Origin of the sequence: Mycobacterium sp. KBS0706, from assembly GCF_005938675.2 — a bacterium.
In the GTDB taxonomy this organism is placed as follows: Bacteria; Pseudomonadota; Alphaproteobacteria; order DSM-16000; family Inquilinaceae; genus Inquilinus.
This window is the reverse complement of sequence record NZ_VCCH02000020.1, coordinates 22,253-45,407: the sequence shown is the minus strand read 5'-3', so window position 1 is coordinate 45,407 and position 23,155 is coordinate 22,253. Positions and strand designations below refer to the sequence as shown.

The 23,155-nt window shown below is 71.1% G+C and carries 24 protein-coding genes; 6 read left to right on the top strand and 18 right to left on the bottom strand.

Going from position 1 to position 23,155, the window contains the following annotated elements:
• Nucleotides 1-5 precede the first annotated feature (5 nt).
• Together FFK22_RS13315 and ahcY are read right to left on the bottom strand one after the other, a co-directional pair.
• Nucleotides 6-1,058, bottom strand: a complete 1,053-nt coding sequence (locus FFK22_RS13315; protein WP_138887954.1) for a calcium-binding protein — start codon at nt 1,056-1,058, stop codon at nt 6-8.
• A gap of 186 nt (nt 1,059-1,244) precedes the next feature.
• Nucleotides 1,245-2,549: an adenosylhomocysteinase gene (gene ahcY / locus FFK22_RS13310; RefSeq protein ID WP_138887953.1), complete on the bottom strand. Its 1,305-nt coding sequence runs from the start codon at nt 2,547-2,549 to the stop codon at nt 1,245-1,247.
• A 236-nt stretch (nt 2,550-2,785) separates the two neighbouring features.
• Here ahcY and FFK22_RS13305 point away from each other — a divergent pair, with 236 nt between their 5' ends.
• Together FFK22_RS13305 and FFK22_RS13300 are read left to right on the top strand one after the other, a co-directional pair.
• Nucleotides 2,786-3,553 (top strand): DeoR/GlpR family DNA-binding transcription regulator, encoded by a 768-nt coding sequence (locus tag FFK22_RS13305; protein ID WP_138887952.1) that lies wholly within the window; start codon nt 2,786-2,788, stop codon nt 3,551-3,553.
• A gap of 11 nt (nt 3,554-3,564) precedes the next feature.
• Nucleotides 3,565-4,725, top strand: a complete 1,161-nt coding sequence (locus FFK22_RS13300) for an MFS transporter (RefSeq protein WP_138887951.1) — start codon at nt 3,565-3,567, stop codon at nt 4,723-4,725.
• A 14-nt stretch (nt 4,726-4,739) separates the two neighbouring features.
• On the opposite strand, the gene FFK22_RS13295 is transcribed toward FFK22_RS13300, so the two are convergent.
• From FFK22_RS13295 to FFK22_RS13250, 10 genes are all read right to left on the bottom strand, one after another.
• Nucleotides 4,740-5,117: a hypothetical protein gene (locus FFK22_RS13295; protein ID WP_138887950.1), complete on the bottom strand. Its 378-nt coding sequence runs from the start codon at nt 5,115-5,117 to the stop codon at nt 4,740-4,742.
• 104 nt (nt 5,118-5,221) lie between these two features.
• The gene (locus tag FFK22_RS13290) at nt 5,222-6,205 is read right to left on the bottom strand and encodes an NAD(P)-dependent oxidoreductase (RefSeq protein WP_138887949.1); all 984 of its coding nucleotides are present in this window, start codon (nt 6,203-6,205) and stop codon (nt 5,222-5,224) included.
• Between the two features lie 11 nt (nt 6,206-6,216).
• On the bottom strand, nt 6,217-8,004 hold the full coding sequence (gene ptsP, locus FFK22_RS13285; RefSeq protein WP_138887948.1) for a phosphoenolpyruvate--protein phosphotransferase: 1,788 nt from the start codon (nt 8,002-8,004) through the stop codon (nt 6,217-6,219).
• A gap of 4 nt (nt 8,005-8,008) precedes the next feature.
• Nucleotides 8,009-8,311, bottom strand: coding sequence for an HPr family phosphocarrier protein (locus FFK22_RS13280; protein WP_138887947.1), 303 nt, complete (start codon nt 8,309-8,311; stop codon nt 8,009-8,011).
• On the bottom strand, nt 8,308-8,733 hold the full coding sequence (locus FFK22_RS13275) for a PTS sugar transporter subunit IIA (RefSeq protein WP_221938571.1): 426 nt from the start codon (nt 8,731-8,733) through the stop codon (nt 8,308-8,310). The genes FFK22_RS13280 and FFK22_RS13275 overlap by 4 nt, the downstream gene beginning before the upstream one ends.
• Before the next feature lie 28 nt (nt 8,734-8,761).
• Nucleotides 8,762-9,595, bottom strand: a complete 834-nt coding sequence (gene rapZ, locus FFK22_RS13270) for an RNase adapter RapZ (RefSeq protein ID WP_306770107.1) — start codon at nt 9,593-9,595, stop codon at nt 8,762-8,764.
• Nucleotides 9,596-9,642: 47 nt separating this feature from the next.
• Entirely contained in the window at nt 9,643-10,104 is a 462-nt protein-coding gene (locus FFK22_RS13265; protein ID WP_221938570.1) for an HPr kinase/phosphorylase, read from the bottom strand.
• 49 nt (nt 10,105-10,153) lie between these two features.
• Nucleotides 10,154-11,584: a pre-peptidase C-terminal domain-containing protein gene (locus FFK22_RS13260; RefSeq protein WP_186002450.1), complete on the bottom strand. Its 1,431-nt coding sequence runs from the start codon at nt 11,582-11,584 to the stop codon at nt 10,154-10,156.
• Between the two features lie 38 nt (nt 11,585-11,622).
• Nucleotides 11,623-13,365 (bottom strand): stimulus-sensing domain-containing protein, encoded by a 1,743-nt coding sequence (locus tag FFK22_RS13255; protein ID WP_138887944.1) that lies wholly within the window; start codon nt 13,363-13,365, stop codon nt 11,623-11,625.
• 74 nt (nt 13,366-13,439) lie between these two features.
• Entirely contained in the window at nt 13,440-14,138 is a 699-nt protein-coding gene (locus FFK22_RS13250) for a response regulator transcription factor (RefSeq protein ID WP_138887943.1), read from the bottom strand.
• Nucleotides 14,139-14,279: 141 nt separating this feature from the next.
• Between FFK22_RS13250 and FFK22_RS13245 the strand changes: the two genes are divergently transcribed.
• Complete coding sequence (locus FFK22_RS13245; protein ID WP_138887942.1) at nt 14,280-15,005, top strand: HugZ family protein; 726 nt, start codon at nt 14,280-14,282, stop codon at nt 15,003-15,005.
• 12 nt (nt 15,006-15,017) lie between these two features.
• Here FFK22_RS13245 and pip read toward each other — a convergent pair whose 3' ends face one another.
• Nucleotides 15,018-15,968: a prolyl aminopeptidase gene (pip, locus tag FFK22_RS13240; RefSeq protein ID WP_138887941.1), complete on the bottom strand. Its 951-nt coding sequence runs from the start codon at nt 15,966-15,968 to the stop codon at nt 15,018-15,020.
• A 123-nt stretch (nt 15,969-16,091) separates the two neighbouring features.
• Here pip and FFK22_RS13235 point away from each other — a divergent pair, with 123 nt between their 5' ends.
• The 3 genes from FFK22_RS13235 (at nt 16,092) to FFK22_RS13225 (ending at nt 19,536) form a co-directional block, all read left to right on the top strand.
• Complete coding sequence (locus FFK22_RS13235) at nt 16,092-16,838, top strand: thermonuclease family protein (protein WP_138887940.1); 747 nt, start codon at nt 16,092-16,094, stop codon at nt 16,836-16,838.
• The gene (locus tag FFK22_RS13230; RefSeq protein WP_138887939.1) at nt 16,838-18,169 is read left to right on the top strand and encodes a M48 family metalloprotease; all 1,332 of its coding nucleotides are present in this window, start codon (nt 16,838-16,840) and stop codon (nt 18,167-18,169) included. Before FFK22_RS13235 ends, FFK22_RS13230 begins: the two co-directional genes overlap by 1 nt.
• A gap of 233 nt (nt 18,170-18,402) precedes the next feature.
• On the top strand, nt 18,403-19,536 hold the full coding sequence (locus tag FFK22_RS13225) for a M48 family metalloprotease (RefSeq protein ID WP_138887938.1): 1,134 nt from the start codon (nt 18,403-18,405) through the stop codon (nt 19,534-19,536).
• A 3-nt stretch (nt 19,537-19,539) separates the two neighbouring features.
• Here FFK22_RS13225 and FFK22_RS13220 read toward each other — a convergent pair whose 3' ends face one another.
• From FFK22_RS13220 to FFK22_RS13200, 5 genes are all read right to left on the bottom strand, one after another.
• Nucleotides 19,540-20,427, bottom strand: a complete 888-nt coding sequence (locus FFK22_RS13220; protein WP_138887937.1) for an RNA polymerase factor sigma-32 — start codon at nt 20,425-20,427, stop codon at nt 19,540-19,542.
• Nucleotides 20,428-20,587: 160 nt separating this feature from the next.
• Nucleotides 20,588-21,406 carry a hypothetical protein gene (locus FFK22_RS13215; protein ID WP_138887936.1) on the bottom strand — a complete coding sequence of 273 codons (819 nt, stop codon included), beginning with the start codon at nt 21,404-21,406 and terminating at the stop codon, nt 20,588-20,590.
• 140 nt (nt 21,407-21,546) lie between these two features.
• Entirely contained in the window at nt 21,547-22,047 is a 501-nt protein-coding gene (locus FFK22_RS13210) for a CarD family transcriptional regulator (protein ID WP_138887935.1), read from the bottom strand.
• Nucleotides 22,048-22,322: 275 nt separating this feature from the next.
• Nucleotides 22,323-22,664, bottom strand: coding sequence for a ferredoxin FdxA (gene fdxA / locus FFK22_RS13205; RefSeq protein ID WP_138887934.1), 342 nt, complete (start codon nt 22,662-22,664; stop codon nt 22,323-22,325).
• Nucleotides 22,665-22,671: 7 nt separating this feature from the next.
• Entirely contained in the window at nt 22,672-23,148 is a 477-nt protein-coding gene (locus FFK22_RS13200; RefSeq protein ID WP_138887933.1) for a TerB family tellurite resistance protein, read from the bottom strand.
• Nucleotides 23,149-23,155 lie beyond the last annotated feature (7 nt).

The following is a 23,155-nucleotide window of genomic DNA, read 5'->3' as shown; positions in this document are numbered from 1 at the left end:
CTCGGCTAGAGCACGAAGTCGGCGGCCACCAGGCCGATGGAGCCGGTCAGCTGGATGTGGAAGTCCGAGACGCCGTCGCCGTTCACGTCGCCGGCGATGGTGGTGACGGCGCCGTTGGACGTGTAGCGCAACTCTCCCGCGTCGCCGTTGTAGAGGCCGGTGCCGATGAAGGTGAAGGCCTGGTTGCCCGCCACCGTCGTGTCGGCGTCGATCGCCGACAGGTCGATCTTGTCGCCCTGGGCGTGGCTGAAATCGGTGATCACATCGGCATTGGCGCCGACCGCGCTGTGATTGGTCTGGGAGAAGGCGAAGGTATCTGCCCCGCCGCCGCCGGTGAGGGTGTCCTTGCCGGCCCAGCCGTTCAGCACATTGGCGGCCGCGTTGCCGATGATGGTGTCGTCGGCGGTGCTGCCGTTGACGTTCTCGATGCTGCTGTAGCTGTCGCCCTGGGCGCTGCCGCCGCTGCCGACGCCGGTGGCCAGGTTCACGGTCACGGCCACCTCGTTCTCGGTGTAGGTGACCGCGTCGATGCCGTTGCCGCCGTCGAGGACGTCCATGCCGGCGCCTCCGCGCAGCACGTCGTTGCCGTCGCCGCCGGACAGGAAATCGGCCCCGGCGTTGCCGGTCAGGGTGTTGGCGCCGGAATTGCCGATGATGGTGTCGGCGCCGGCGCCGCCGGTCCCGCTCAGGTTGAAACCGCCGGTCAGGATCAGCCGCTCGACATATTGCGGCAGGGTGTAGGAGACGCTGGAATAGATCGTGTCGGTGCCGTCCATGGCCGAGTATTCGGTGACCGTGTCGCCGGCGTTGTCGACGATATAGGTGTCGTCGCCGAAATTGCCGATCAGGGTGTCGGCGCCGGTGCCGCCGTCGAGATAGTCGTCGCCGCCACCGCCATCGATGAAGTCGACCTCGGAGCCGCCATAGGCGATGTCGTCGCCGATGCCGGCATTGATATAATCGGCCCCGGCCAGGCCGTAGAAGGTGTCGTTGCCGCTGTTGTCCTGGCCGACCGCCGGCAGGCTGTCATCGCCGCTGGTGCCTGTGAATATCGTCATGGTTGTCTCGCTGGCTGGGAATAAAGTTTTAGAATTTCCAAGAGCCCGAAAGTATATGCAGCGGAAGGGCCGGGATTTGTTCCAAATATGTTGAAACTGGGGATCTTCGGCCGCCCGTCGCGCACGCACGAAAAAGCCCCCGCCGGAAGGCGGGGGCTTGTCTCGGTCGGACCCCGGAGGGGGTGATCAGTAGCGGTAGTGGTCGGGCTTGTACGGGCCCTGCGTCGGCACGCCGATGTAGTCGGCCTGCTTCGGCGTCAGCTGGGTCAGCTTGGCGCCGATCTTGTCGAGGTGCAGCGCCGCGACCTTCTCGTCGAGATGCTTCGGCAGGACGTAGACCTTGCGCTCGTAATTGGCATGGTTCTGCCACAGCTCGATCTGCGCCAGCACCTGGTTGGTGAAGCTGGCCGACATCACGAAGCTGGGGTGGCCGGTGCCGCAGCCCAGGTTGACCAGCCGGCCCTGGGCCAGGACGATCAGGCGCTTGCCGTCCGGGAACATCACCTCGTCGACCTGCGGCTTGACCTCCTCCCACTTGTAGTTGCGGAGGCCGTCGATCTGGATCTCGCTGTCGAAGTGGCCGATGTTGCAGACGATGGCGCGGTCCTTCATCGCCCGCATGTGGTCGAGCGTGATGACGTCGACATTGCCGGTCGCGGTGACGAAGATGTCGCCGACCGACGCCGCCTCGTCCATGGTCACGACCTGGTAGCCTTCCATCGCCGCCTGCAGGGCGTTGATCGGGTCGATCTCGGTGACCATGACCCGGGCGCCCTGGCTGCGCAGCGAGGCGGCCGAGCCCTTGCCGACGTCGCCATAGCCGGCGACGACCGCGATCTTGCCCGCCATCATCACGTCGGTGGCGCGCTTGATGCCGTCGACCAGGCTCTCGCGGCAGCCATACAGGTTGTCGAACTTCGACTTGGTGACGCTGTCGTTGACGTTGATGGCGGGGACCTTGAGGGTGCCCTTCTTCATCATCTCATACAGGCGGTGCACGCCCGTGGTCGTCTCCTCGGACAGGCCGCGGACCTCGGCCAGCATCTCCGGATACTTGTCGTGCATGATCTGGGTGACGTCGCCGCCATCGTCCAGGATCATGTTCGGGGTCCAGCCGCCCGGGCCGCGCAGCGTCTGCTCGATGCACCACCAGAACTCCTCCTCGGTCTCGCCCTTCCAGGCGAAGACCGGGATGCCGGCGGCGGCGATCGCCGCGGCGGCCTGGTCCTGGGTCGAGAAGATGTTGCAGGACGACCAGCGCACGGTGGCGCCCAGCGCCGTCAGCGTCTCGATCAGCACCGCGGTCTGGATGGTCATGTGCAGGCAGCCGACGATGCGGGCGCCCTTCAGCGGCTGCGACGCGCCGAACTCCGCCCGCAGCGCCATCAGGCCGGGCATCTCGGTCTCGGCGATCGCGATTTCCTTGCGGCCCCAATTAGCGAGGCTGAGATCCTTGACCTTGTAGTCGGTGAAGGTGGCGGCGTCGGGCATCGAAGGCTCCTCGAGGCAAAGCGGAATTGCTGCAGGGTGTAGCAGCAGGGCCCGTCGGCCACAAGCATAAAGATATCTTTATATATTTGATTCGCGCTCGACCGAACTCGTGGGAGTTCTTTCCCCAATCCGCCGTTGTGCAGAAGAGGGCAGGCGCCGGGCCGGAGAAAGTTCGCCGCCCGCTGTTGCGTGTTTCTGCATGATCGTGCATGATCAGGCAAAACCAGGCAAAGCCCATGACCGACATCCTGCTGCCGGAGGAACGGCGCCGCCGCCTCCTCGACCTGCTTGCCCTCGACGGCAAGATCATGGCCACCGCGGCCAGCGCCGTGCTCGGCGTGTCCGAGGACACGATCCGGCGCGACCTCAACGACCTCGCGCGGGCCGGGGCGGTGCGCCGCGTCCATGGCGGGGCGCTGCCGCTGACCCCCGCCACCGGCACCTTCGCCACCCGCGCGACCGAGCGGCCGGAGGCCAAGGCCGCGCTCGGCCGGGTGGCGGCCGGGCTGATCCGGCCGGGCGAGGTGGTGCTGCTCGACGGCGGCACCACCATGCTGGCGGTGGCCGAGGCGCTGCCGCCCGACCTGCGCGCCACCATCGTCACCCCGAACCTGCCGGCGGCGCTGGCCCTGACCCGGCATCCGGCGGTCGAGGTCGTCCTGCTCGGCGGCCGGGTCGACAAGGCCGACCAGGCCACCGTCGGCACCTCGGTGCTGGCCGCGCTCGACGGGCTGCGCGCCGATCTCTGCCTGCTCGGCGTCTGCAGCCTCGATGTCGAGGCCGGGCTCGGCGGCATGGACCATGAGGAGGCGCTGGTGAAGCGTCGCATGGCCGGATGCGCCGGCCGGGTCGCCGCCGCCGTCACCGCCGACAAGCTGGGCACCGCCGCCCCGTTCCCGATCCTGCCGGTCGGGCGGCTGGACGCGTTGATTACCGAACGGTCGGCCGACGCCGCCCTCCTCGCCGCCTATCGCCAGGCCGGCCTCACCCTGATTCTCGCCTGACCGGAGCCGTCATGACCAGTTTCGCCGAGGGAACGACCGCGACCGCCGATCTTCGCGGCGCGCGCCTCGCCACCCGCGCCATGTTCCTGATCTGCGGCACCGTCACCGCCAGCTGGGCGCCGCAGGTGCCGCTGGCCAAGGCCCGGCTCGGCATCGACGACGGCGTGCTGGGCCTCGCCTTGCTCGGCATGGGCGCCGGGGCGATGGTGGCGATGCCGCTGGCGGGTTTTCTCGCCGCCCGCTTCAGCAGCCGGGTGATCACGGCGCTGGGCGGGCTGGTGATCTGCCTGTCGCTGCCGCTGATCATCCTGGCGCCGGACGCCCTGATGCTGGGCCTCGCCCTGTTCCTGTTCGGCGCCGCCACCGGGTCGATGGACGTGGCCATGAACGTCCAGGCCGCGGCGGTCGAGGCGCGCGGCGGCCGGCCGCTGATGTCCTCCTTCCACGGCATGTTCAGCGTCGGTGGGCTGATCGGCGCCGGTGGCGCCAGCCTCATGCTCGGCCTCGGCCTGTCGCCCCTGACCGTCGCCCTGGTGGTCAGCGGCCTGATGCTGGCGCTGCTGGTCGCCCAGGCCGGGTCGATGCTGCCGCCGGAGCCCAGGCCCACCCAGACCGGGATGCGCTTCACCCTGCCGCGCGGCCTCGTGCTGGTGCTCGGCCTGCTGACCTTCGTGCTGTTCCAGGCCGAAGGCGCGGTGCTGGACTGGAGCGCCGTGTTCCTGCACGAGGCCCGCGGCCAGGACCCGGCCGTGGCCGGGCTCGGCTACGCCATGTTCGCGGTGGCGATGGCGGTGATGCGGCTGGCCGGCGATGGCATCACCAGCCGCTTCGGCGGCGAGGCGGTGGTCCGGCTCGGCTCCGCCCTCGCGGCGGCCGGCTTCCTGCTGGCGATCCTGGTGCCCTGGCCGGCGGCCGCGCTGATCGGCTTCGCCCTGGTTGGGATCGGCGCCGCCAATGTCGTGCCGGTGCTGTTCAGCGCCGCCGGCCGGGTGCCGGGCATGGCGCCCGGGCTGGCGATCTCGACCATCGCCACCCTCGGCTATTGCGGCATCCTGGCCGGCCCGGCGGCGATCGGCTTCATCGCCGACCATCTCGGCCTGCCGGCCGCGCTCGGGATCGTGGCGGCGCTGCTGGTCGCGACCGCGGCCTCGGCCCGGGCTGTGCGGGTGTAGCCCGGATATCCGGGCTAGTTCCGCCGCAACTGGCGGGCCGGCGACGGCAGGATATGGAGGCGCCGGTCGGCCGGCGCGCCGGGTGCCGGCCTGTCGCTGTCGGGCACGGCCGCGGCGACGGACATCCCGTTCAGCCGGGCGACGGTGGCCACGATGTCGCGGCGAAGCTCGGCCGGCAGATACGGATCGCCGGCGTCGATCACGCGCTCGACCCGGGCCAGCAAGTCCTCCAGCTCCTGGATCTGGCGGTCGCCGACGGTCGGGCTCCGCATCAGCGACCCGCATGTCCGGCCCAGCCAGTCGGCCAGGTCGTCGGCATCGCCCAGGCAGATCGGCGACCGGTCCCCATCCCGGACCCAGATCGCCGGTGTGATGTGAACGAATCCCTGCATGCTCTCCCCACGACGAGCCGGCATGGGCCAGTTTTGTATAAAATATTATGTATTGCAATACGGAGAATGCGTGTTGGTCGCCGAGGGCGGCCGCGGGGTGCCGTTCAGCCGACCGGGTAGGGCCCTTCGGTGAAGGTCTCGGCGTGGTAGCCCTTCGACCCGACCAGCCGGGCCAGCGGGCTCCACAGCCCGCCGCCCGACCGCAGCCGGTCGATCACGGCCGCGAAGTCGTGGCGCGGCTGCCAGCCCAGCTCGGCGCGGGCCCGGTCGTTGACATAGACCCGGTCGATGCCCGGCAGCATCCGCCAGCCGCGGCCCGCATATTCGGCCTCGGCGCTGGGGACGCGTCGCCGCAGCACCGCCGGCGCATCGCGCCGCAGCTCCGCTAGGTCCTCCGGCCGGAACGGCGTGGTGGCGCTGACGATGTAGCGGCCGAAGCCGATCGCCCGAGCCTTCTCCAGCGCCAGCAGATGGGCCTCGACCACATCCTCGATGTCGACCCGCCGGAACAGGTATTCGTTGGCCTTGAGGTTGTCGTCGGCATAGGCCGCGCGCTTGGCCCCGTCGTCATCCGCCTCGGGGAAGAAGCGCGAGGTCCGCAGCACCAGGCAGGGCAGGCCCTGGTTGCGGTGGGCCAGCTGGCACAGATCCTCGGCCGCGGCCTTGGTGACGCCGTAGATGTTCTTCGGCACTGGCACCACCGCCTCGGTTACCCAGGCGGCCGGGGCCTCCGCGGGCGGCACCAGGGCATCGCCGAACACGCTGGTGGTGCTGGTGAAGACGAAGGCGCCGATGCCGGCCGCCGCCGCGGCCTCCAGCAGGTTCAGCGTGCCGGTGATGTTGGTGTCGACGAAATCCTGCCGGGCGTGGGTGGCGACATGCGGCTTGTGCAGCGTGGCGGCGTGCAGCACCGCCTGCACCCCGGCCATGGCCTGCCGCACGAGGTCGCGATCGGCGACCGAGCCGACCTGTGCCGTGAACGGCCCCGGCAGCACATCGAGGCCGGTCGTCTCATGCCCCCGGTCCCGCAAGCTGCGGACTAGTGCCTCGCCGAGATGGCCGGAACTGCCGGTGACCAGGACCTTCATCGGCTGCTCTCTCAACCGCCTTCGTTGAAATCGTCGAGCAATGCCGCGATCCGGCCGGAATCGGTCTGGTCCAGCATCATCCGGGCACGGCGGGCGGCGGCGACGCTGTCCAGCGTCAGGATCCGCCGCTTGACCTCCAGGACCCGCAGCGGCGCCATCGACAGGTCGCGGATGCCCAGGCCGACCAGCAGCGCGGTGAAGCGCGGATCGCCCGCGATCTCGCCGCAGGCGCTGACCGGGATGCGGGCGCGCAGCGCCGCCTCGACCGTGAACTGCACCAGCCGCAGCACCGAGGTGTGCAGCGGGTCGTAGAGATGCGACACCGCCTCGTCGCCGCGGTCGGCGGCGAGCGTGTACATCACCAGGTCGTTGGTGCCGATGGCGAAGAAGTCGACCTCGCGCGCCAGGGCGTCGGCGATCAGCGCCGCCCCCGGCACCTCGATCATCACCCCGAGCGGCGGCATCGTTGCCGGCACCGGCACCCGGCGCCGCTTCAGCCGCCGCATCGTCCGGTCCAGCGCCGCCTTGACCGCGCGGATCTCGCCGATCGTGGTGATCATCGGCAGCAGCACCCGGATCGGCCCGTGCGCGCCGGCCCGCAGGATCGCCGCCAGCTGCGCCTCCAAGAGCTTCGGCTCCTTCAGCGACAGCCGGATGGCGCGCAGGCCCAGCGACGGGTTGGCGGTCTCGGCGAAGCGGCCGCCGAGGGCCGAGGCGATCTTGTCGCCGCCGAGGTCGAGGGTGCGGATGGTCACCGTCTTGCCGGCCATGCCCTCGACCATGCCGCGCAGGATCGAATACTGCTCCTCCTCGCCCGGCAGGTCGTCCCGGTTCATGAACATGAACTCGGTGCGCAGCAGGCCGACCCCGGCCGCGTTCAGCTCGGTTGCCATCTGCACGTCGCGCGCCAGCTCGACATTGGCCGACAGGGTGACGTCGACGCCGTCGCGGCTGCGCGAAGGCAGGCCGATCAGCGCCTCGAGCTGCTTGCGGTCGGCCCGCGCCAGGTCGCGCCGGATGCGATAGGCGGACAGGGTCTCGGGCGCCGGATCGATGATCACCTGCCCGGCGGTGCCGTCGACGATCACGGTCTGCCCGGCACGGACCCCGGCCAGCAGGCCCGGCACGCCCAGCACCGCCGGCAGGCCCAGCGACCGCGCCATCACCGCGGTATGGCTCTGGGTGCCGCCGAGGACGGCGGCGAAGCCCATCACCCGGCGCGGATCCATCAGCGCCGTGTCGGCCGGGGTGATCTCCTCGGCCAGGATGATGCTGCCCTCGGGCAGGCCGGCCAGGGCCTGGAACTGGCGCTTGGTCAGGTTGCGGATCAGCCGGGTTCCGACCTCGCGGATGTCGTCGATCCGGCCGGCCAGGTAGCTGTCGTCCATCGCCGCGAACTGGGTGGCGATCGATGCGATCTCCGACTGCACCGCGTATTCGGCGTTGACCCGCTCCTCCGTGATGCGGGCCTCGACCCCGCGCAGCAGGCGCGAGCCGGACAGGATCGCGGCATGGGCGTCCAGCAGGTAGCCGATATCCTCCGCCGCCTGCTCCGGCAGCGTCTGCGCCTTGGCCTTCAGCTTCTTGATCTGGCGCCGGGACTTGGCCAGGGCCTCGGCGAAGCGCTCGCGCTCGCCGGGCAGGTCGGCCTCCTCCAGCCGGTATTCCGGCACCTGCTCGAAGCCACTCTCGATCAGATGGGCCGGGCCGATGGCGACGCCGCCGGAGACGGCGAGGCCACTCAGCACGATCTCGCGGCTGGGCTTGGATGGGGAGAGGTCGGCGATCCGGGTCGCCATCGTTTCAGTCCTCGTCGAAGCCGCGCTCGACCAGGGAGACGAGCGCCGCCAGGGCCTCGGCCGCCTGCGGCCCGGCCGCGGCGACGGCGATGTCCGTGCCGGGTCCGGCCGCCAGCATCATCAACCCCATGATCGACTGGCCGCCGACCTCGGTGCCGTTGCGCTCGACCCAGATCTCGGCGTCGAACTCGGCCACCAGCTTGACGAACTTCGCCGCCGCCCGGGCATGCAGCCCGCGCTGGTTGCAGATGGTGACGCTGCGCGTCAGTCTTTCCTCGGCCATGTCCGGAGACACCGGGCCGGTCATTTGCGCTTCTCCGGCTTCAGCAGGGCCGAGGCGACGCTGATGTATTTCTGGCCGGCCTCGCGGGCGGCGGTCACGGCATCGGTCAGGGTGTCGGTCTTGCGCACCGAGGCCAGCTTGATCAGCATCGGCAGGTTGATGCCGGCGATCACCTCGACATTGGCGCGGTCCAGGATCGAGATCGCCAGGTTCGACGGCGTGCCGCCGAACATGTCGGTCAGCAGCACCACGCCGCGCCCGCCATCGACCGCGGACACCTTGTCCATGATCTCGGCCCGGCGCTGCTCCATGTCGTCCTCGGGCCCGATGCACACCGTGGCGACCTGGGGCTGGGCGCCCACCACATGCTCCATCGCCGCGACGAACTCGTCGGCGAGACGACCATGGGTCACGAGGACCATGCCGATCATCGGGTGGGTGGTCATGTCGTTCCGGTTGCCTTCCTGTCAGCCCTTACGTCGGCATGTCGCGATGGACCAGCCCGCGGCGATAGCCCTGGCCGTCCAGCCAGGCCGCCAGCGTCTCCGCCACGAACACCGATCGATGTTTGCCGCCGGTGCAGCCGACGGCGATGGTGAGATAGCTCTTGCCCTCGCGGTTGTAGCGCGGCAGCAGCGGTTCGAGCAGGCCGAACAGCGAGGCCATGAATGGGTCGAATTGGGCGTCGCGCCGGATCATCGCCTGCACCGCCGGGTCCTGGCCGGTCTGCGGCCGCAGCTCCGGCACCCAGTGCGGGTTGTCGAGGAAGCGGACGTCGAATACCAGATCGGCCTCGCGCGGCAGGCCGCGCTTGAACGAGAACGACATCACCGTGACATAGAGGCCGGGCGTGGTGTCGAGGCCGAAATGCCCCTCGATCAGGCGCCGCAGGTCCTGCGGGCTGGTCAGCGAGGTGTCGACGACCAGGTCGGCCAGGGGGCGCAGCGGGTACAGCTCCAGCCGCTCGCGCCGGATGCCGTCCGCCACCGGCCGGTCGGTCGCCAGCGGGTGGCGCCGCCGCGTCTCGGTGAAGCGACGCTGCAGGATCTCGTCGTCGGCGTCGACGAACAGCAGCCTGACGTCGACGTCGCCGCGGGCGCGCAGCGCCGCGATCTCGGCCTCCAGCGCCTCGACCGAGAAGCCGCGGGTGCGGGTGTCGATGGTCACCGCCATCGGCCGGCCCTCGGCGTGGTCGACCAGCGGGCCCAGCAGCGCGATCGGCAGGTTGTCGATCGCCTCGTGGCCGAGATCCTCGAGGGTCTTGAGCGTGGTGGAATGGCCGGCGCCGGACAGTCCGCTCACCAGCACGAGACGATGACGGGCGCCGGATCGCGCAGGTGCTTGAGGGATGTCTGTCATCGTGCGAGGCGGTGTTCGGGCAGGGCCAGGGCGGCCAGGGCCAAGCGCAGCTTGACCGGCGCCGAAGCCTCGAAGGGGGCCACCGAGACCAGTGGCAGCCGGATGCCGAGATAGGCGCAGACGGAAGGCTCCGGGAGCCGCTCGATCGCCTCGGCCGGCTTCAGGTCGGCGACCAGCAGCACCGGGGCGGCCGGGTCGAACGGCACCGGGATGGGCCCGAAGCCGCGGGCCTCGATCAGCCCGGCCAGCGCCGCGGGCGGGCGCGCCACCACGACGCCGCCCTCGAGCGCGAGCTGCACCCGGTCGTCCGCGACCAAGCGCCCCCCGGCATCGATCAGCCGGAGGGCCAGGTCGGATTTGCCGCTGCCCGACGGCCCGCGCAGCAACACGCCGCGGCCGTCGACTGCGACGCAGGTCGCATGGATCGTCGCCATCGCGGGTGGGAAGGTGGACGGCACCCCCGGCCCCTGTCAATCGCAACGGCAAATCATCAGACAAGAAGACGCGTTATTTCGCCGGCACCGCCTTGGCCTCCAGCGTGTACGGCGTGTCGCCCTGGTAGGAGTAGACCCGCAGAAGATAGGTGCCGGGGTCCAGCCGCAGCTGCAGCTCCTCCGGGTCGGTGCCGGACTCGGCGCCGCTGATCAGGCTCTCCTGGTCCGAGGCGCGCAGGAGGTCGATATCGGCGTCGCCCTGGTCCATGGTCAGGCGGATGGTGACGTCGGCGCGGTTGACCAGGGTGAAGCGCCAATAGTCGTCGCGATCGGTGAAGCCGACCCAGTCCTTGATGGTGACGGCCTGCGGCCCGACGCGCTCGATCGTGCCGGCCTCCTCCGGGGTGTTGCCGGCATGGTCGGGCGGCGGCGGGGCGGCGGTCGCGCCGGCCACGGTCACCCGGTACTCGGTGGCCTCGCTGCCGGCCGGGTAGACGTTCAGGTAGTAGGTGCCGGGATCCAGCGTCGCGGTCAGCGCCTCCGCCTCGGTGTCGGTGTTGGTGCCGCTCAGCAGATTGGTGCCGTCGGCGCCTTCCAGGTTGATGTCGGCATCGGCCGACAGCCCGTCCAGGCCGATGGTGACCGCCTGCCGCTGGGTGATCCGGAAGGCGTAGTAGTCGGTGGCATCCGCCGGGCCGACCCAGTCGCTGGCGTCGGCGCTGGTGCCGGTGACGTCGCCCAGGTCGCGGGCGTCGGACTGGCTGGACCCGGCCGCATCCGCCGGCGGCTCCTCGCCCGGCGTGCCGGAGACGGAGAGGCGGTACGGCGTGTCGTCGCCGTAGCTGGTGATCACTAGGTAGTAGGTGCCGGGCCGGACCACCGCGGTGACATGCTCGTCGTCGGATCCGCCGGCGGCGGAGGAGCCGAGCGTGCCGCCATCACTGTCCTTCAGCTCGAGATCGGCATCGCCGGTCATGCCGGTGAGGTCGACCGTCAGGTTGGTCCAGCCCTCGGTGGTGATGGCGTAGACGTCGGTCTGGTCGGTGGTCGAGACCCGGCCCTCGGCGGCCAGCGGCGAGGGGCCGACGGTGCCGAGCGGCGTCGCCGTCGCGATGGTGTCGTCGGCGGACTCATCGGCCGGAGCCACGCCGGGCGTGCCCTCCGCGGCGGCGCCGGGCATGGCGATGCGCATCGGCGCCAGGGTCTGCGCCCACATGTAGCCGACCGGGGTCTTCGGGGTCTGCACCCGCACCCAGCCGCCCGCGGCCAGCCGGCCGGTGACGATGACCTGCGACCCGAAGGGAAGCGTCTCCTTCAGCTCGGCGGTGCCGTTCGGGGCGCCGCGGACCGAGGCGCTGGCCCAGGTGACGAAGGACAGCGCGTCCATCTCCTCCAGCACCGCCGGCGGTGCTGGAACGGCCGCCGGCGTCTGGGCGAAAGCCGGGCCGGCGGCGGCCAGGGCGAAGACGCTGCCGAGCAGCAGCCCGCGCAGGCACGATGTCATGGAACTCCCCCTTCGATACGGAAACGTCGATGTCGCCCTCATTTGGCGGGGATCTTCACCGTGAAGCGGGCGCCGGGGCGCCCCTCGCGGTTTTCGGAGAAGATCTGGCCGCGATGGGCGGTGATGATCTGCTTGGAGATGCTGAGTCCCAGGCCGGAATGGGTGCCGAATTTTTCCCCGGCCGGGCGCTCGGTGTAGAACCGGTCGAAGATCGCCTCCAGCTTGGCCGGAGGGATGCCGGGGCCGTCATCCTCGATGGTCGCGATCACCCAGGCGCCCTCCCGCCGGGCGCGCAGGGTGATGGCACCGTCGGGCGGCGAGAACGAGATCGCGTTGGTGATCAGGTTGCGGAACACCTGCACCAGCCGGTCCTCGATGCCGGGCACGGTCAGGGCCGAGCCGGGCGGCAGGCTCAGGCTGATCTTGAGGCCGGTGTCCTCCAGCGTGGTCTTGTACAGCTCGGTCAGCATGCCCAGCATGCGGCCGATATCGACCGTCTCGGTCTCGGCCCGCGACAGCTCGGCGTCGAGGCGCGAGGCGTCGGAGATGTCGGTGATCAGCCGGTCGAGGCGCTGCACGTCCTCGAGGATGATGGCCATCAGCCGGCGCTGCTGCGCCGGGTCGGTGATCCGGGCGGTGGTCTCGACCGCGCTGCGCAGCGAGGTCAGCGGGTTCTTGATCTCGTGCGAGACGTCGGCGGCGAAGCGCTCGATCGCGTCGATCCGGGTCCACAGCGCCGCGGTCATCGCCCTCAGCGCCGAGGCCAGCTCGCCGATCTCGTCGCGCCGGCCGCTCATGTCCGGGATCTCGATCTTGCGGCCGCGGCCCTGCTGCACCCGCTCCGCCGCCCTTGCCAGCCGGCGGATCGGCCGGGTGATGGTGCCGGCGAGGTACAGCGACAGGACGATGGTGACGCCCAGCGCGATGGCGAAGACCTTCAGGATCTCCTCGCGCACCGTCTGCAGGTTGCCCTCGATGTTGACGCCCTCGCGCGACATCAGCACCGCGCCCAGCACCAGCCGCACGCGCTGCACCGGCACGGCGACGCCGAGCATCAGCTTGCCGTCGTCGCGGGTCCAGATCTGGCGCCCGACGCCGCCGCTCAGCGCCGCGCGGACGCTGGCATAGTCGTTCGCCTGCTGGTCCTGGCGCTCGACATAGCTCGGCCAGCGCTTGCGTGGCCCGGCGAATTCGGTCGACCAGTCGTAGATCGCGTCCCAGGTGGCGCGCAGCCAGCCCTTGGATTGCGGCGGCAGGAGCGGCCGCACCTCGATGATGCCGCCGGGCTGGCCCAGCATCCGGCTGTCGGCCACCAGCTTGCCGTCGGCGCCGAACAGCCGGGCCCTGGTGTCGTTGGTCTGGTACACCCGGCGCACGATCTGGCGGGCATTGTCCGGGTCCAGCGACTGCTGCGTGTCGACGCCGCCGACCACCGCCGCCTCGGCCAGGTTGGCGGCCAGGATCGTGGCCTCGGCGTCGAGCGAGGACAGCTCGTTCTCGATCAGCCGCTCCTGGTAGGACGACAGGTACAGCATGCCGCCGACCAGCATCATCAGCGCCATCATGTTGACGGCCAGGACGCGGGCGGTGAGCTTGGAGAAGAAGCGCCGGCGCAGGCGCGCGACCGGCGCGTCGACGGTGCGGCCGCCGACCGGGGTCGCGGTGATCGGCTCGGCAGCCGGCTCCGGCGCGGCGGTCGGGACGGCGCCGATGGGGGTGTCCTCGGCCGGCTCGCCGAGGCGCGGCGCGGGGCCGCGGGAGGCTCTGAGCGGGGCCGTCATGGGGGAACCGTCACGGCATCATCCGGCGGGTCGGCGTCCGGTCGCGGCCGGGCAGGGGGCGGCCGCCGGTACGTTCACGCCTCCTTGTAGCGGTAGCCGACGCCGTACAGCGTCTCGATGTGGCCGAACTCCGTGTCGATCGCCTTGAACTTCTTGCGGATGCGCTTGATGTGGCTGTCGATGGTGCGGTCGTCGACATAGATGTGCTCGCCATAGGCCGCGTCCATCAGCTGGTCGCGGCTCTTGACGTGGCCGGGGCGGATCGCCAGCGCCTTGACCAGCAGGAACTCGGTCACCGTCAGGTCGATGGTCTCGCCGCGCCACAGGCAGGCGTGGCGGTTGCCGTCCAGCGTCAGGTCGCCGCGGGCGACGACGGCGGCGGGGTCGGCCGGCGTGGTGTCGGTCGCCAGCTGCTCGCGCCGCAGCAGGGCGCGGATGCGCTCGATCAGCAGGCGCTGCGAGAACGGCTTCTTGATGTAGTCGTCGGCGCCCATGCGCAGGCCCAGCAGCTCGTCGACCTCGTCGTCCTTCGAGGTCAGGAAGATCACCGGCATGTTGGTGGTCTTGCGCAGCCGGCCCAGCAGTTCCATCCCGTCCATGCGCGGCATCTTGATGTCGAGCACGGCCAGGTCGACCGGCTTCTGCGCCAGCCCGCGCAGCGCCTCGTCGCCGTCGGAGAAGGTGCGGACCTCATAGCCCTCCGACTCCAGCGACATCGCGACCGATGTCAGGATGTTGCGATCGTCGTCGACCAGCGCGATGGTCTGGGCCATGGCCCCCTCCACTCTCACGACCCGCCCCCGGCAGGCACAACCTCATTGCCGGGGACGCTGAACGCCCAATATGGCGTATTCACGGCCGAAATGTCACTCGGACGAGGTAATCCCCAGGAAAACCAGCGAGGTAGCGGCGCGATGACGACATCAGAGCTCGCCCCGGCCGCCCAGGCCCGGATTCTGCTGCGCAGCCTGGACCGCGCCGCCCTGGCGACGCTGGACGCGGAAGGCGGCCCCTACGCCTCGCTGGTGCTGGTCGCGACCGACCCGGCCGGGCAGCCGCTGCTGCTGATCTCGCGGCTGGCGGAGCACACCGGCAACCTCGAGCGGGACTCCCGCGCGGCGCTGCTGTTCGACGGCACGGCCGGGCTCGACCAGCCGCTGGCCGGGCCGCGCCTGACCATCTCGGGCCGGGCCGAGCCGGCGGATGATCCGGCGCTGCGCGCCCGCTATTTGGCCCGGCATCCGGATGCGTCCGGCTATGCCGGCTTCCCGGATTTCAGCCTGTGGCGGGTGCGGGTCGAACGCGGCCACATGGTCGCCGGCTTCGGCGCCATCCACCGCTTCGATGCCGACGATCTGCTGATCGGCCCGCCGCCGGCGTTGACCGCGGCCGAGCCCGGCATCATCGGCCATATGAACGACGACCACGCCGACGCCCTCGACCTCTACGCCCAGGCGCTGCTGGGCCGCAGCGGCACCGGCTGGCGGATGACCGGCATCGACGCCGACGGCGCCGATCTGCGCCTCGGCGCCGCCGTCGCCCGTCTGGCCTTCGCCGCGCCGGTGACCGATGCCGAGACGGCGCGGAAGGAGCTGGTGCGCCTGGTCCGCCACGCCCGCGGCGGCGGGCTGGCGGATTGACCGATCGATCGGTCAGCGTAACGCCTTCAGCCGTTCCATGGTCTCGACCAAGGCGGTGCGGATGCCGGGCTCCATCGCCGAATGGCCGGCATCCGGCACCACCACATAGGTCGCCTCCGGCCAGGCGCGGTGCAGCTCATCCGCGGTCCTGATCGGGCAGACCGTGTCGTAGCGGCCCTGCACGATCGCCGCCGGGATGTGGCGGATCCGGTCGACCTGCTGCAGCAGCCGGTCCGGCGGGGTGAACAGGTTGTTCAGGAAGTAATGCGCCTCGATCCGGGCCAGGCCCAGCGCATGCGCGTCCTCGCCGGCCGAGGCCACGATCTCCGGGTTCGGCAGCAGGGTGGAGCAGGAGCCCTCATAGATGCTCCAGGCCCGCGCCGCCGGCAGGTGCACCGCCGGGTCGGGGTCGGTCAGCCGGCGGTGATAGGCGCGGGTCAGGTCGCCGCGCTCGGCCGGCGGCAGGAACTCGACGAAGCTGCGATGCGCCTCCGGGAAGAAGGTACCCATGCCGTGGAAGAACCAGTCGATCTCCGCCGGCCGCATCAGGAAGATGCCGCGCAAGGTCAGCGACCGGCAGCGCTGCGGATGCGCCTGGGCATAGGCCAGGGCGAGGGTCGAGCCCCAGGAGCCGCCGAAGACGTGCCAGCGCTCGATGCCCAGCATGCGGCGCAGCTGCTCCATGTCGCCGACCAGGTGCTCGGTGGTGTTCTGCCGGGTCTCGCCCAGGGGCCGCGACCGGCCGGCGCCGCGCTGGTCGAAGATGATGATGCGGTAGAAGCCGGGGTCGAAGAAGCGGCGATGGGTGGGCGAGGCGCCGGCGCCGGGGCCGCCATGCAGGAACACCACCGGCACGCCGTCCGGCCTGCCGCATTGCTCCCAATAGATGCTGTGCAGGTCGTCGACCGGCAGCAGGCCGGTGGCGAAGGGCTCGATGGTCGGGAAGATCAGGTCGCGCGGCATGGGTCTCGCTGTCGGGCTGAGTCTCGACCCTTACTCTACGGTCTCGGCGGCGCATTGCAAAAAGCCGATCGAAGCGAAGCTCTGCGGTGCGAGGGCGCAGCCGGATCGGGCTATGCTGCAGCGATGCGCGTTCTGCTTGTCCTGATCCTGCTCTGCGCCGCCGGCGGCGCCCGGGCCCAGCCGGCGGACGGGCTCGACTACGGCCTGCCGGTCGCGGTCGAGGCCGTGTCCGACGGCCGCACCGTGGCGCTGGCGGACGGCACGGTGCTGCGGCTCAGCGCGCTCGACCTCCCCGCCGGCCGCTGGCGCGACATCGCCCGCGCGGCGCTGGCCGAGCTGCTGCAGGGCCGCTCGGTCCGCCCGGCCCGGCTGGCGCCGCCCGATCGTTACGGCCGGGTTCCGGTGCAACTGCAACGCGACGACGGTGCCTGGGTCCAGGCGGCGCTGCTCGGCCGCGGACTGGCGCGGGTCGATGCCGCCGGCGCCGATCCCGCAGCGGCGCTGGCCGCGCTGCTGGCGGTCGAGGCCGAGGCCCGCGCCGCCGGGCGCGGCCTGTGGGGCGATTCCGGCCTCGCCGTGCGGCCGGCCGAGTCGCTGGGCCGCGGCGATCTCGACCAGTTCCAGATCGTCGAGGGCCAGGTGCAGCAGGCGGCGCTGGTGCGCGGCCGCGCCTATCTCAATTTCGGCACCAATCCGCGGCAGGACTTCACCGTGACGGCGGAGCCGGAGCTGGTCCGCCGGCTGGAAGCGTCCGGGCAGGACCTGACGGCGCTGCAGGGGCGGCGCATCCGGGTGCGCGGCTGGCTCGACTGGTCGGGCGGGCCGCGCATCGCCCTGATCCGGATCGAGCAGATCGAGAGGCTGGATTGATGATTCGCCGTGACCTGTTGCTGGGCTTGGCCGCCCTGCCGTTGCTGCCGTGCCCGGCCCTGGCTGACACCGCCGAGGCGCGGGCGGTCCGGGCCGCCTTCGGCGGTCCCTATGCCGCCCCGGCGCTGCGCGACCACGTCGCCCGCATCGCCCAGCGTGTGGCGGATGCCGAGACCGGCGGGCGCCTGAAGGTGACGATCGAGCTGCTCGATTCCGACCAGGTCAACGCCGCCGCCCTGCCGGACGGCCGGCTGCTGGTCAATCGCGGCCTGCTGGCCCTGGCGCGCAGCGAGGCCGAGCTGGCCTTCGTGCTGGCGCATGAGATCGGGCATGTCGTCGCCGGTCATGCCCGGCAGGGCAAGGCGCGGCCGCCGGTCGATCCGGCGGTCGCCGGCCTGGCGGAGGTCCAGGCCGAGGCGGAGTTCGACCGGGCGCAGGAGCGCGAGGCCGACCGGATCGGCATCGACGCCCTGGCCCGGGCCGGCTTCGACCCATCGGCGGCGCCCCTCTTCCTGGCCCGGTTCGGCGCCGCCCAGAGCCTGGCTGCGACCCTGTCCGGCCGGCCGGAGCTGGCCACGGCCGCGATCAGCGGCGGCGACCATCCGGAGACGGCGGAGCGGATCGTCGCGGCTCGGGCCCGGGCGGCGGCGCTGCCGCCCGGCGAGACGGGGGAGGACGCCTGGCTCGACGCCATCGACCGCCTGCCCTGGGGCGAGGGGGCGGGCCAGATCCCGATCCGCGGCCAGGCGGTGATCGACCCCGCCGCCGGCTTCCGCTGGGACGCGCCGCCGGGCGTGGCCCTGCTGCGCCAGCGCCGGCGGGTGATGGGCATCGGCCCGGATGATTCGGTGATCCTGTTCGACCAGCTGTCGCAGCCGCGGGCGCTGCCGGCGCGGCTGTTCCTGGAGCGGGTCTGGGGTCGCCGGGTGGGCGGGGTGCAAAACGTCGGCGCCGGCGATCTCGGCGGCTTCCCGGCCGCCTGGGGCGTCGCCGGGCTGGCGATCGGCGCCGACCGGTGGGAAGCGCTGCTGGTGGTGATCGAGACCACGCCGGAGCGGCGCGACCGTTTCAACGTCCTGACCCGCGCCGGCAGCCCCGCCGCCGCGCCGATGCGCGGCGCGGTCGAGAGCTTCCGACGGATCGGCGCGGCCGAGGCCGCGGCGGTGCGGCCGCGTCGCCTCGCCGTGGTCCCGGTCCGGCCGGGGGACGCCGTGGCCGATCTCGTCGGCCGCATGCGGGTCGAGGCGGCGGAGGCGCAGTTCCGCCTGCTGAACGACGTCGGCGGCGACACGCTTTCGCCCGGAAGCCGGGTCAAGCTGATTGTCGAGTGAGGCTTGGTGAAGCGGTTCGAAAGGCTGGAGATGCGGCTCGCCCGCCGTGACCTGCTGCTGACGGCGACGGCCGCGGCTCTGCTGCCGGCCGTCTTCCGCGTGGCCACCGCCGACGACAGGGTGGCGGAAGACGAGGCGCTGGATGCGTTCGGCGGCCTGTTCCGCGCGCCGGCCTTGCGGGATCAGGTCGCCGCGATCGGGAGCGCATCGCCAACGCCGAGGTCCGCTGCGGGATGCGGGTCTCGGTCGAGCTGCTCGATTCGGACCGGGTCAACGCCGCGGCCGGGGCGGACGGCCGCATCCTGGTGACGCGCGGCCTGCTGGCCCTGGCCCGCAGCGAGGCCGAAATCGCCTCGGTGCTGGCACATGAGGTCGGGCATGTCGTCGCCGGCCATGTCGGGCTGCGGGCGGCACGCTCGAGCGAGACCGGAGGGACCGGCGCGGCGGGTCAAACCGCCTTCGACCGGGCGCAGGAGCTGGAGGCCGATCACATCGGCATCTCCGGCATGGCCCGGGCCGGCTACGACCCCGCCGCGGCCGTGGCCTTCCTGGCCCGGCTCGACGCCTGGCACCGCCTCGACGCCACGCTGGTGGGCCGGCCGGAGCTGGCCCTGGCGGTCGCGAGTGGCGGCGACCATCCGGAGATCGCGGATCGCCTTGCCGCGGCCCGGGTCCAGGCGGCGGCGCTGCCGCGCGGCGAGGCGGGAGAGGCGGCCTGGCTCGACGCCGTCGACGGCCTGTCCTGGAGCGAGGGATCGGGCCAGATCGCGATCCGCGGCCGGTCGGTGATCGATCCCGCCGCCCGGTTCCGCTGGGAGGCGCCGCCCGGCGTGCTGCTCACCCGGCGGCGGCGCAGCGTCCTGGGCTCGGGGCCGGACGATTCGGTCATCGTCTTCGACCAGCTGGTGCAGCCGGAGGCGCTGCCGGCCCGGCCTGCTCTCGAGCAATGGGGTAAGGCGATGGGCGGAGTCCGGGGCGTCGAGATCGGCGATCTCGGGGGCTTCGCCGCGGCCTGGGGCCTGGCCCGGGCGCCCGGCGCTTCGGCGGGCTGGGATGCGGCCCTCGCGGTGATCGAGACCTCGGCCGAGCGGCGCGACCGCTTCATGGTGCTGACCCGGTCGGGCAGCCCGGCCGCGGCATCGATGCGCCGTGCCGTCGCCAGCTTCCGCCGGATCGGCGCAGCCGAGGCCGCCGCGGTGCGGCCCCGCCGCCTCGTCGTGGTGCCCGTGCGGCGCCGGGACACCGTCGCCACCCTGATCGCACGGATGCGGGTGGAGGCGGCGGAGGCCTGGTTCCGGCTGCTGAACGACGTGCCGGGGAATGCCCTTCCGCCGCGGGGACGTCTGGTCAAGCTGATCGTGGAGTGACGGCTATTCCTCCAGGAACAGCTCTTCCGGCTGGGCGACATGGCGGGCGATCGAGGCGCGCAGCTTGGTCAGCGCCCGGTGCTCCAGCTGGCGCACCCGCTCCTTGCTGACGCCGAGCTGGCGGCCCAGCTCCTCCAGCGTGGCGCCGCTGTCGCGCAGCCGGCGCTGGCGGATGATGGTCTGCTCGCGCGGGCTCAAAGCGCCGATCGCCTCGGCCAGCCAGCGCGAACGGGTGACGTTGTCGCGCAGGCCGATCACCACCTCCTCGGGCGAGGGGCGGCTGTCGGCCAGCAGCCCCTGCCAGTCGTCCTCGCCATCCTCGGAGATCGGGGCGTTGAGCGACTGGTCGGAGGCCGAGAGGCGCATCTCCATCTGCTCGACATCGGAAACGTCGACGCGCAGCTCGGTGGCGATCCAGGCGCGGCCGGCCTGGGTCAGCCCGGTCTGGGCGCCGGCGTTCTCGATCTTGGCGCGCAGCCGCCGCAGGTTGAAGAACAGCGACTTCTGCGCCGCGGTGGTGCCGGTGCGGACGATCGACCAGTTGCGCAGCACATAGTCCTGCATCGCCGAGCGGATCCACCAGGCGGCATAGGTCGAGAAGCGGACCTCGCGGTCGTGCTCGAAGCGGGCAGCGGCCTGCATCAGCCCGACATTGCCCTCCTGCACCAGGTCGCCGATCGGCAGACCATAGTTGCGGAAGCGCGACGCGGTGGCGATCACGAGGCGGGTATAGGCCCGGACCAAAGCGTGCAGCGACGGTTCGTCGTTGTCCTGGCGCCAGCGCCGGGCGAGCTCGAACTCGGTCTCGCGCGACAGCAGCGGCTCGCTCATCGACGCCTTGATGAACTTCAGGTTGGCGCGCTGGGTCTCGGGATCGTCGAGATGCGGCATGGACGCCCCCTCTTCGGCCGAACGATGCCGCGGATCCGTCCCGCGACCTCGATAGACGAACACCCTCCCGCATGGCGTCGTTCCCTCGCCGGGCGGGAGCTTGTCCCTTCGTCTAGGAGTTCGCCGGAGCGGGGCGGTTTGTTACGGGGAGAGTGGTGTCTCAGGCTTCGACGATCTCGGCCAGCGTCCCATCGGGATCGAACAGCCCAGCGGCCAGGCGGCCGCCGCGGCCGCAGCCGGAATCGAGCGTCACCGTCATGCCTTCGAGCTGCAGCCCGCCGCCCGAAGGATCGTGGCCGCGGATCAGGCGGCGGAAGCCGGCATAGGGCTCGGCAAGCCCGGCGAAGCCGGCGGCCGACCACCAGAAGGCGTCGCCCTGAGCGGCCAGCGGCCGGCTCGGGTCGATGCCGGCGCTGACGAACAGGATGCCGTCGTCCTCGGTGACGCGGGGCTCGGTGAAGGCGGCCCGGCGCAGCGCGGCGTACAGCGCATTGTGGCCGGGGGCGGCGCGGATCGCCTCGCGCAGGCCGTTGGTCCAGCGGGTCAGCCGGACGGCGCCTTCGCGCGCCGCGGCCATGCCCTCCTCGGCCCGGCCGCCATAGGCGCGCAGCGTGCCGTCGACGCCCTGCGCCAGCATCCAGCGCAGCACGTCCAGCGGGTTCGGTGCGAATTGCAGCTGCAGCATCTTCTGCCACATCTCCTCCTGCGCCCCGCGCAGGAAGACGACGTCCTCGGCCAGCACGAAGGGGCGGGAGATCAGGGCCCGCCGCATCGACAGCACCTCGTCGACCAGGGCGTGCACCCGGTCGGACCGGCCGATCAGGTTGCCGAGATAGACCAGCCGGTCGCCGGGCTCGAAGCGGGCCGCGACATGGTCGTGCAGCACGGCCAGGCGGTCGATCTCGCCATGCACGGCGCCCACGGCCCAGATCCGCCGGGGGCGGCCGAGCCGGGCGAAGGTTCCGGTGTCGCCGGTCACGCGGAGAGGAAGGGATCTGTCATCTGCATTGCATTTTAGCGGCTCGCCCCGGTGACGCCAGCCCCCTTCGGCCGGCGGCGGATCCCGGACATGAAAAAGGCGGCCCGGAGGCCGCCTCTTGCAGTCAGCAGAGAAGGCGCTCAGGCCGCCTTCTTCAGCACCTGCTCCAGCTTCTGGGTCGCCTTGACCTCGTCGATCTTCTCGACCGCGGCCAATTCGCGCGCCAGGCGCTCCAGCGCCGCCTGGTAGATCTGGCGCTCGCTGTAGGACTGCTCCGGCTGGTCGGTGGCGCGGTGCAGGTCGCGCACCACCTCGGCGATCGACACCGGGTCGCCGGAATTGATCTTGGCTTCGTATTCCTGGGCCCGGCGGCTCCACATCGTCCGGCGCACGCGGCTGCGCCCGGTCAGGGTCTCCAGCGCGGTCTTGATCCGGTCCTTCGACGACAGCTTGCGCAGGCCGGACTTCTTGGCCTTGCCGACAGGAACCTTGAGCGTCATCCGCTCCTTCTCGAAGCTGATGGCATACAGCTGCACGGTCATGCCGCTGATGCTGTGCGTCTCGAGCGCCTCGATGCGGCCGACGCCATGCGCCGGATACACAACGTAGTCGCCGACGTCGTACTCAAGTTCCTGAGCCATGTCTGCCAATGGAGTCACCCTCTGTGGTCGGACCCAGTGGGCGGAGACCCTGCGGCCGCCACCCTGCGCTTCGCAGCGCCGCAACCGCTGTTCAACCTCCGCACCGAAACTAGAGACGCAGAAATCGATTCCGGCCCACGTATGGAAGGCCGGAACTGGTCATCAGCACCGGGAATGGACGAAGATTATAATACGTTGCGCTTCCGATATGAAGGCCGAGTCCGCCCCGACATGACGCTTTTTTTGCAATGCAGGCCGGCGGACTCGGCGAATCGTCAATTGCCTTCGCCCGGAGTCGCGCTGAAATGCTCGGCGAATTTGTTCTCGACCTCCTTCCAGGAGTCGGCGTCGGCCGGGGCGTCCTTCTTGCGCGTGATGTTCGGCCACAGGGTGGAATATTCGCGGTTCAGCTCGCCCCATTTCTCCGCGGCGTCGGCCTCGGTGTCCGGCTTGATCGCCTCGGCCGGGCACTCCGGCTCGCAAACCCCGCAGTCGATACACTCGTCCGGGTGGATGACCAGCATGTTCTCGCCCTCGTAGAAGCAATCCACGGGGCAGACTTCGACGCAATCCGTGTACTTGCACTTGATGCAAGCTTCACCCACCACATAGGCCATGCTTAACTTACTCCGGCTCTCCATTGGCGGCCGCCGTGGCGCCGTTGCGGGCAAGCACACGGCGGCGGGCAGCGCCGCTATCCGCATCCGAGACGAATAGAAGCGCCGCGACTCGCCGCATCAGATTGGCTTCGAGGGCGTCGACATTACCATCCGCGAGGATGACATCCCACAGCATTTCCACAATGCGGATGCGCGCCGGCTCGTCGCAATGCTCGCGGATGGTGTGGGTCAAGGCGTGCCAGGACACCGCGCCCTCGCTGGCCCGCTCGGCGTCGGTGCCCAGCTGCGCCGCCTCGAACGGGCCCAGCCCGAAGCGCCAGGCCAGCAGCGTCTGGATGCGCTCGCGCTCCGGCTCGTCCAGCGAATCATCGACCCGGGCGGCTTCCATCAGCAGCGCGGCGACGGCCCGGCGCAGCGTGCCGTCGTCCAGGGCCGTCGGCCGGGCGTCACCGCGGGCCCAATCGAGAATATGGTTCAGCATGGCGTGG

Excerpts from the sequence above, each read along its gene's own strand:
- FFK22_RS13315 (WP_138887954.1), bottom strand. The coding sequence starts at position 1,058 with ATGACGATATTCACAGGCACCAGCGGCGATGACAGCCTGCCGGCGGTC.
- ahcY (WP_138887953.1), bottom strand. The coding sequence starts at position 2,549 with ATGCCCGACGCCGCCACCTTCACCGACTACAAGGTCAAGGATCTCAGC.
- FFK22_RS13305 (WP_138887952.1), top strand. The coding sequence starts at position 2,786 with ATGACCGACATCCTGCTGCCGGAGGAACGGCGCCGCCGCCTCCTCGAC.
- FFK22_RS13300 (WP_138887951.1), top strand. The coding sequence starts at position 3,565 with ATGACCAGTTTCGCCGAGGGAACGACCGCGACCGCCGATCTTCGCGGC.
- FFK22_RS13295 (WP_138887950.1), bottom strand. The coding sequence starts at position 5,117 with ATGCAGGGATTCGTTCACATCACACCGGCGATCTGGGTCCGGGATGGG.
- FFK22_RS13290 (WP_138887949.1), bottom strand. The coding sequence starts at position 6,205 with ATGAAGGTCCTGGTCACCGGCAGTTCCGGCCATCTCGGCGAGGCACTA.
- ptsP (WP_138887948.1), bottom strand. The coding sequence starts at position 8,004 with ATGGCGACCCGGATCGCCGACCTCTCCCCATCCAAGCCCAGCCGCGAG.
- FFK22_RS13280 (WP_138887947.1), bottom strand. The coding sequence starts at position 8,311 with ATGACCGGCCCGGTGTCTCCGGACATGGCCGAGGAAAGACTGACGCGC.
- FFK22_RS13275 (WP_221938571.1), bottom strand. The coding sequence starts at position 8,733 with ATGACCACCCACCCGATGATCGGCATGGTCCTCGTGACCCATGGTCGT.
- FFK22_RS13260 (WP_186002450.1), bottom strand. The coding sequence starts at position 11,584 with ATGACATCGTGCCTGCGCGGGCTGCTGCTCGGCAGCGTCTTCGCCCTG.
- FFK22_RS13255 (WP_138887944.1), bottom strand. The coding sequence starts at position 13,365 with ATGACGGCCCCGCTCAGAGCCTCCCGCGGCCCCGCGCCGCGCCTCGGC.
- FFK22_RS13250 (WP_138887943.1), bottom strand. The coding sequence starts at position 14,138 with ATGGCCCAGACCATCGCGCTGGTCGACGACGATCGCAACATCCTGACA.
- FFK22_RS13245 (WP_138887942.1), top strand. The coding sequence starts at position 14,280 with ATGACGACATCAGAGCTCGCCCCGGCCGCCCAGGCCCGGATTCTGCTG.
- pip (WP_138887941.1), bottom strand. The coding sequence starts at position 15,968 with ATGCCGCGCGACCTGATCTTCCCGACCATCGAGCCCTTCGCCACCGGC.
- FFK22_RS13235 (WP_138887940.1), top strand. The coding sequence starts at position 16,092 with ATGCGCGTTCTGCTTGTCCTGATCCTGCTCTGCGCCGCCGGCGGCGCC.
- FFK22_RS13230 (WP_138887939.1), top strand. The coding sequence starts at position 16,838 with ATGATTCGCCGTGACCTGTTGCTGGGCTTGGCCGCCCTGCCGTTGCTG.
- FFK22_RS13225 (WP_138887938.1), top strand. The coding sequence starts at position 18,403 with ATGCGGGTCTCGGTCGAGCTGCTCGATTCGGACCGGGTCAACGCCGCG.
- FFK22_RS13220 (WP_138887937.1), bottom strand. The coding sequence starts at position 20,427 with ATGCCGCATCTCGACGATCCCGAGACCCAGCGCGCCAACCTGAAGTTC.
- FFK22_RS13210 (WP_138887935.1), bottom strand. The coding sequence starts at position 22,047 with ATGGCTCAGGAACTTGAGTACGACGTCGGCGACTACGTTGTGTATCCG.
- fdxA (WP_138887934.1), bottom strand. The coding sequence starts at position 22,664 with ATGGCCTATGTGGTGGGTGAAGCTTGCATCAAGTGCAAGTACACGGAT.
- FFK22_RS13200 (WP_138887933.1), bottom strand. The coding sequence starts at position 23,148 with ATGCTGAACCATATTCTCGATTGGGCCCGCGGTGACGCCCGGCCGACG.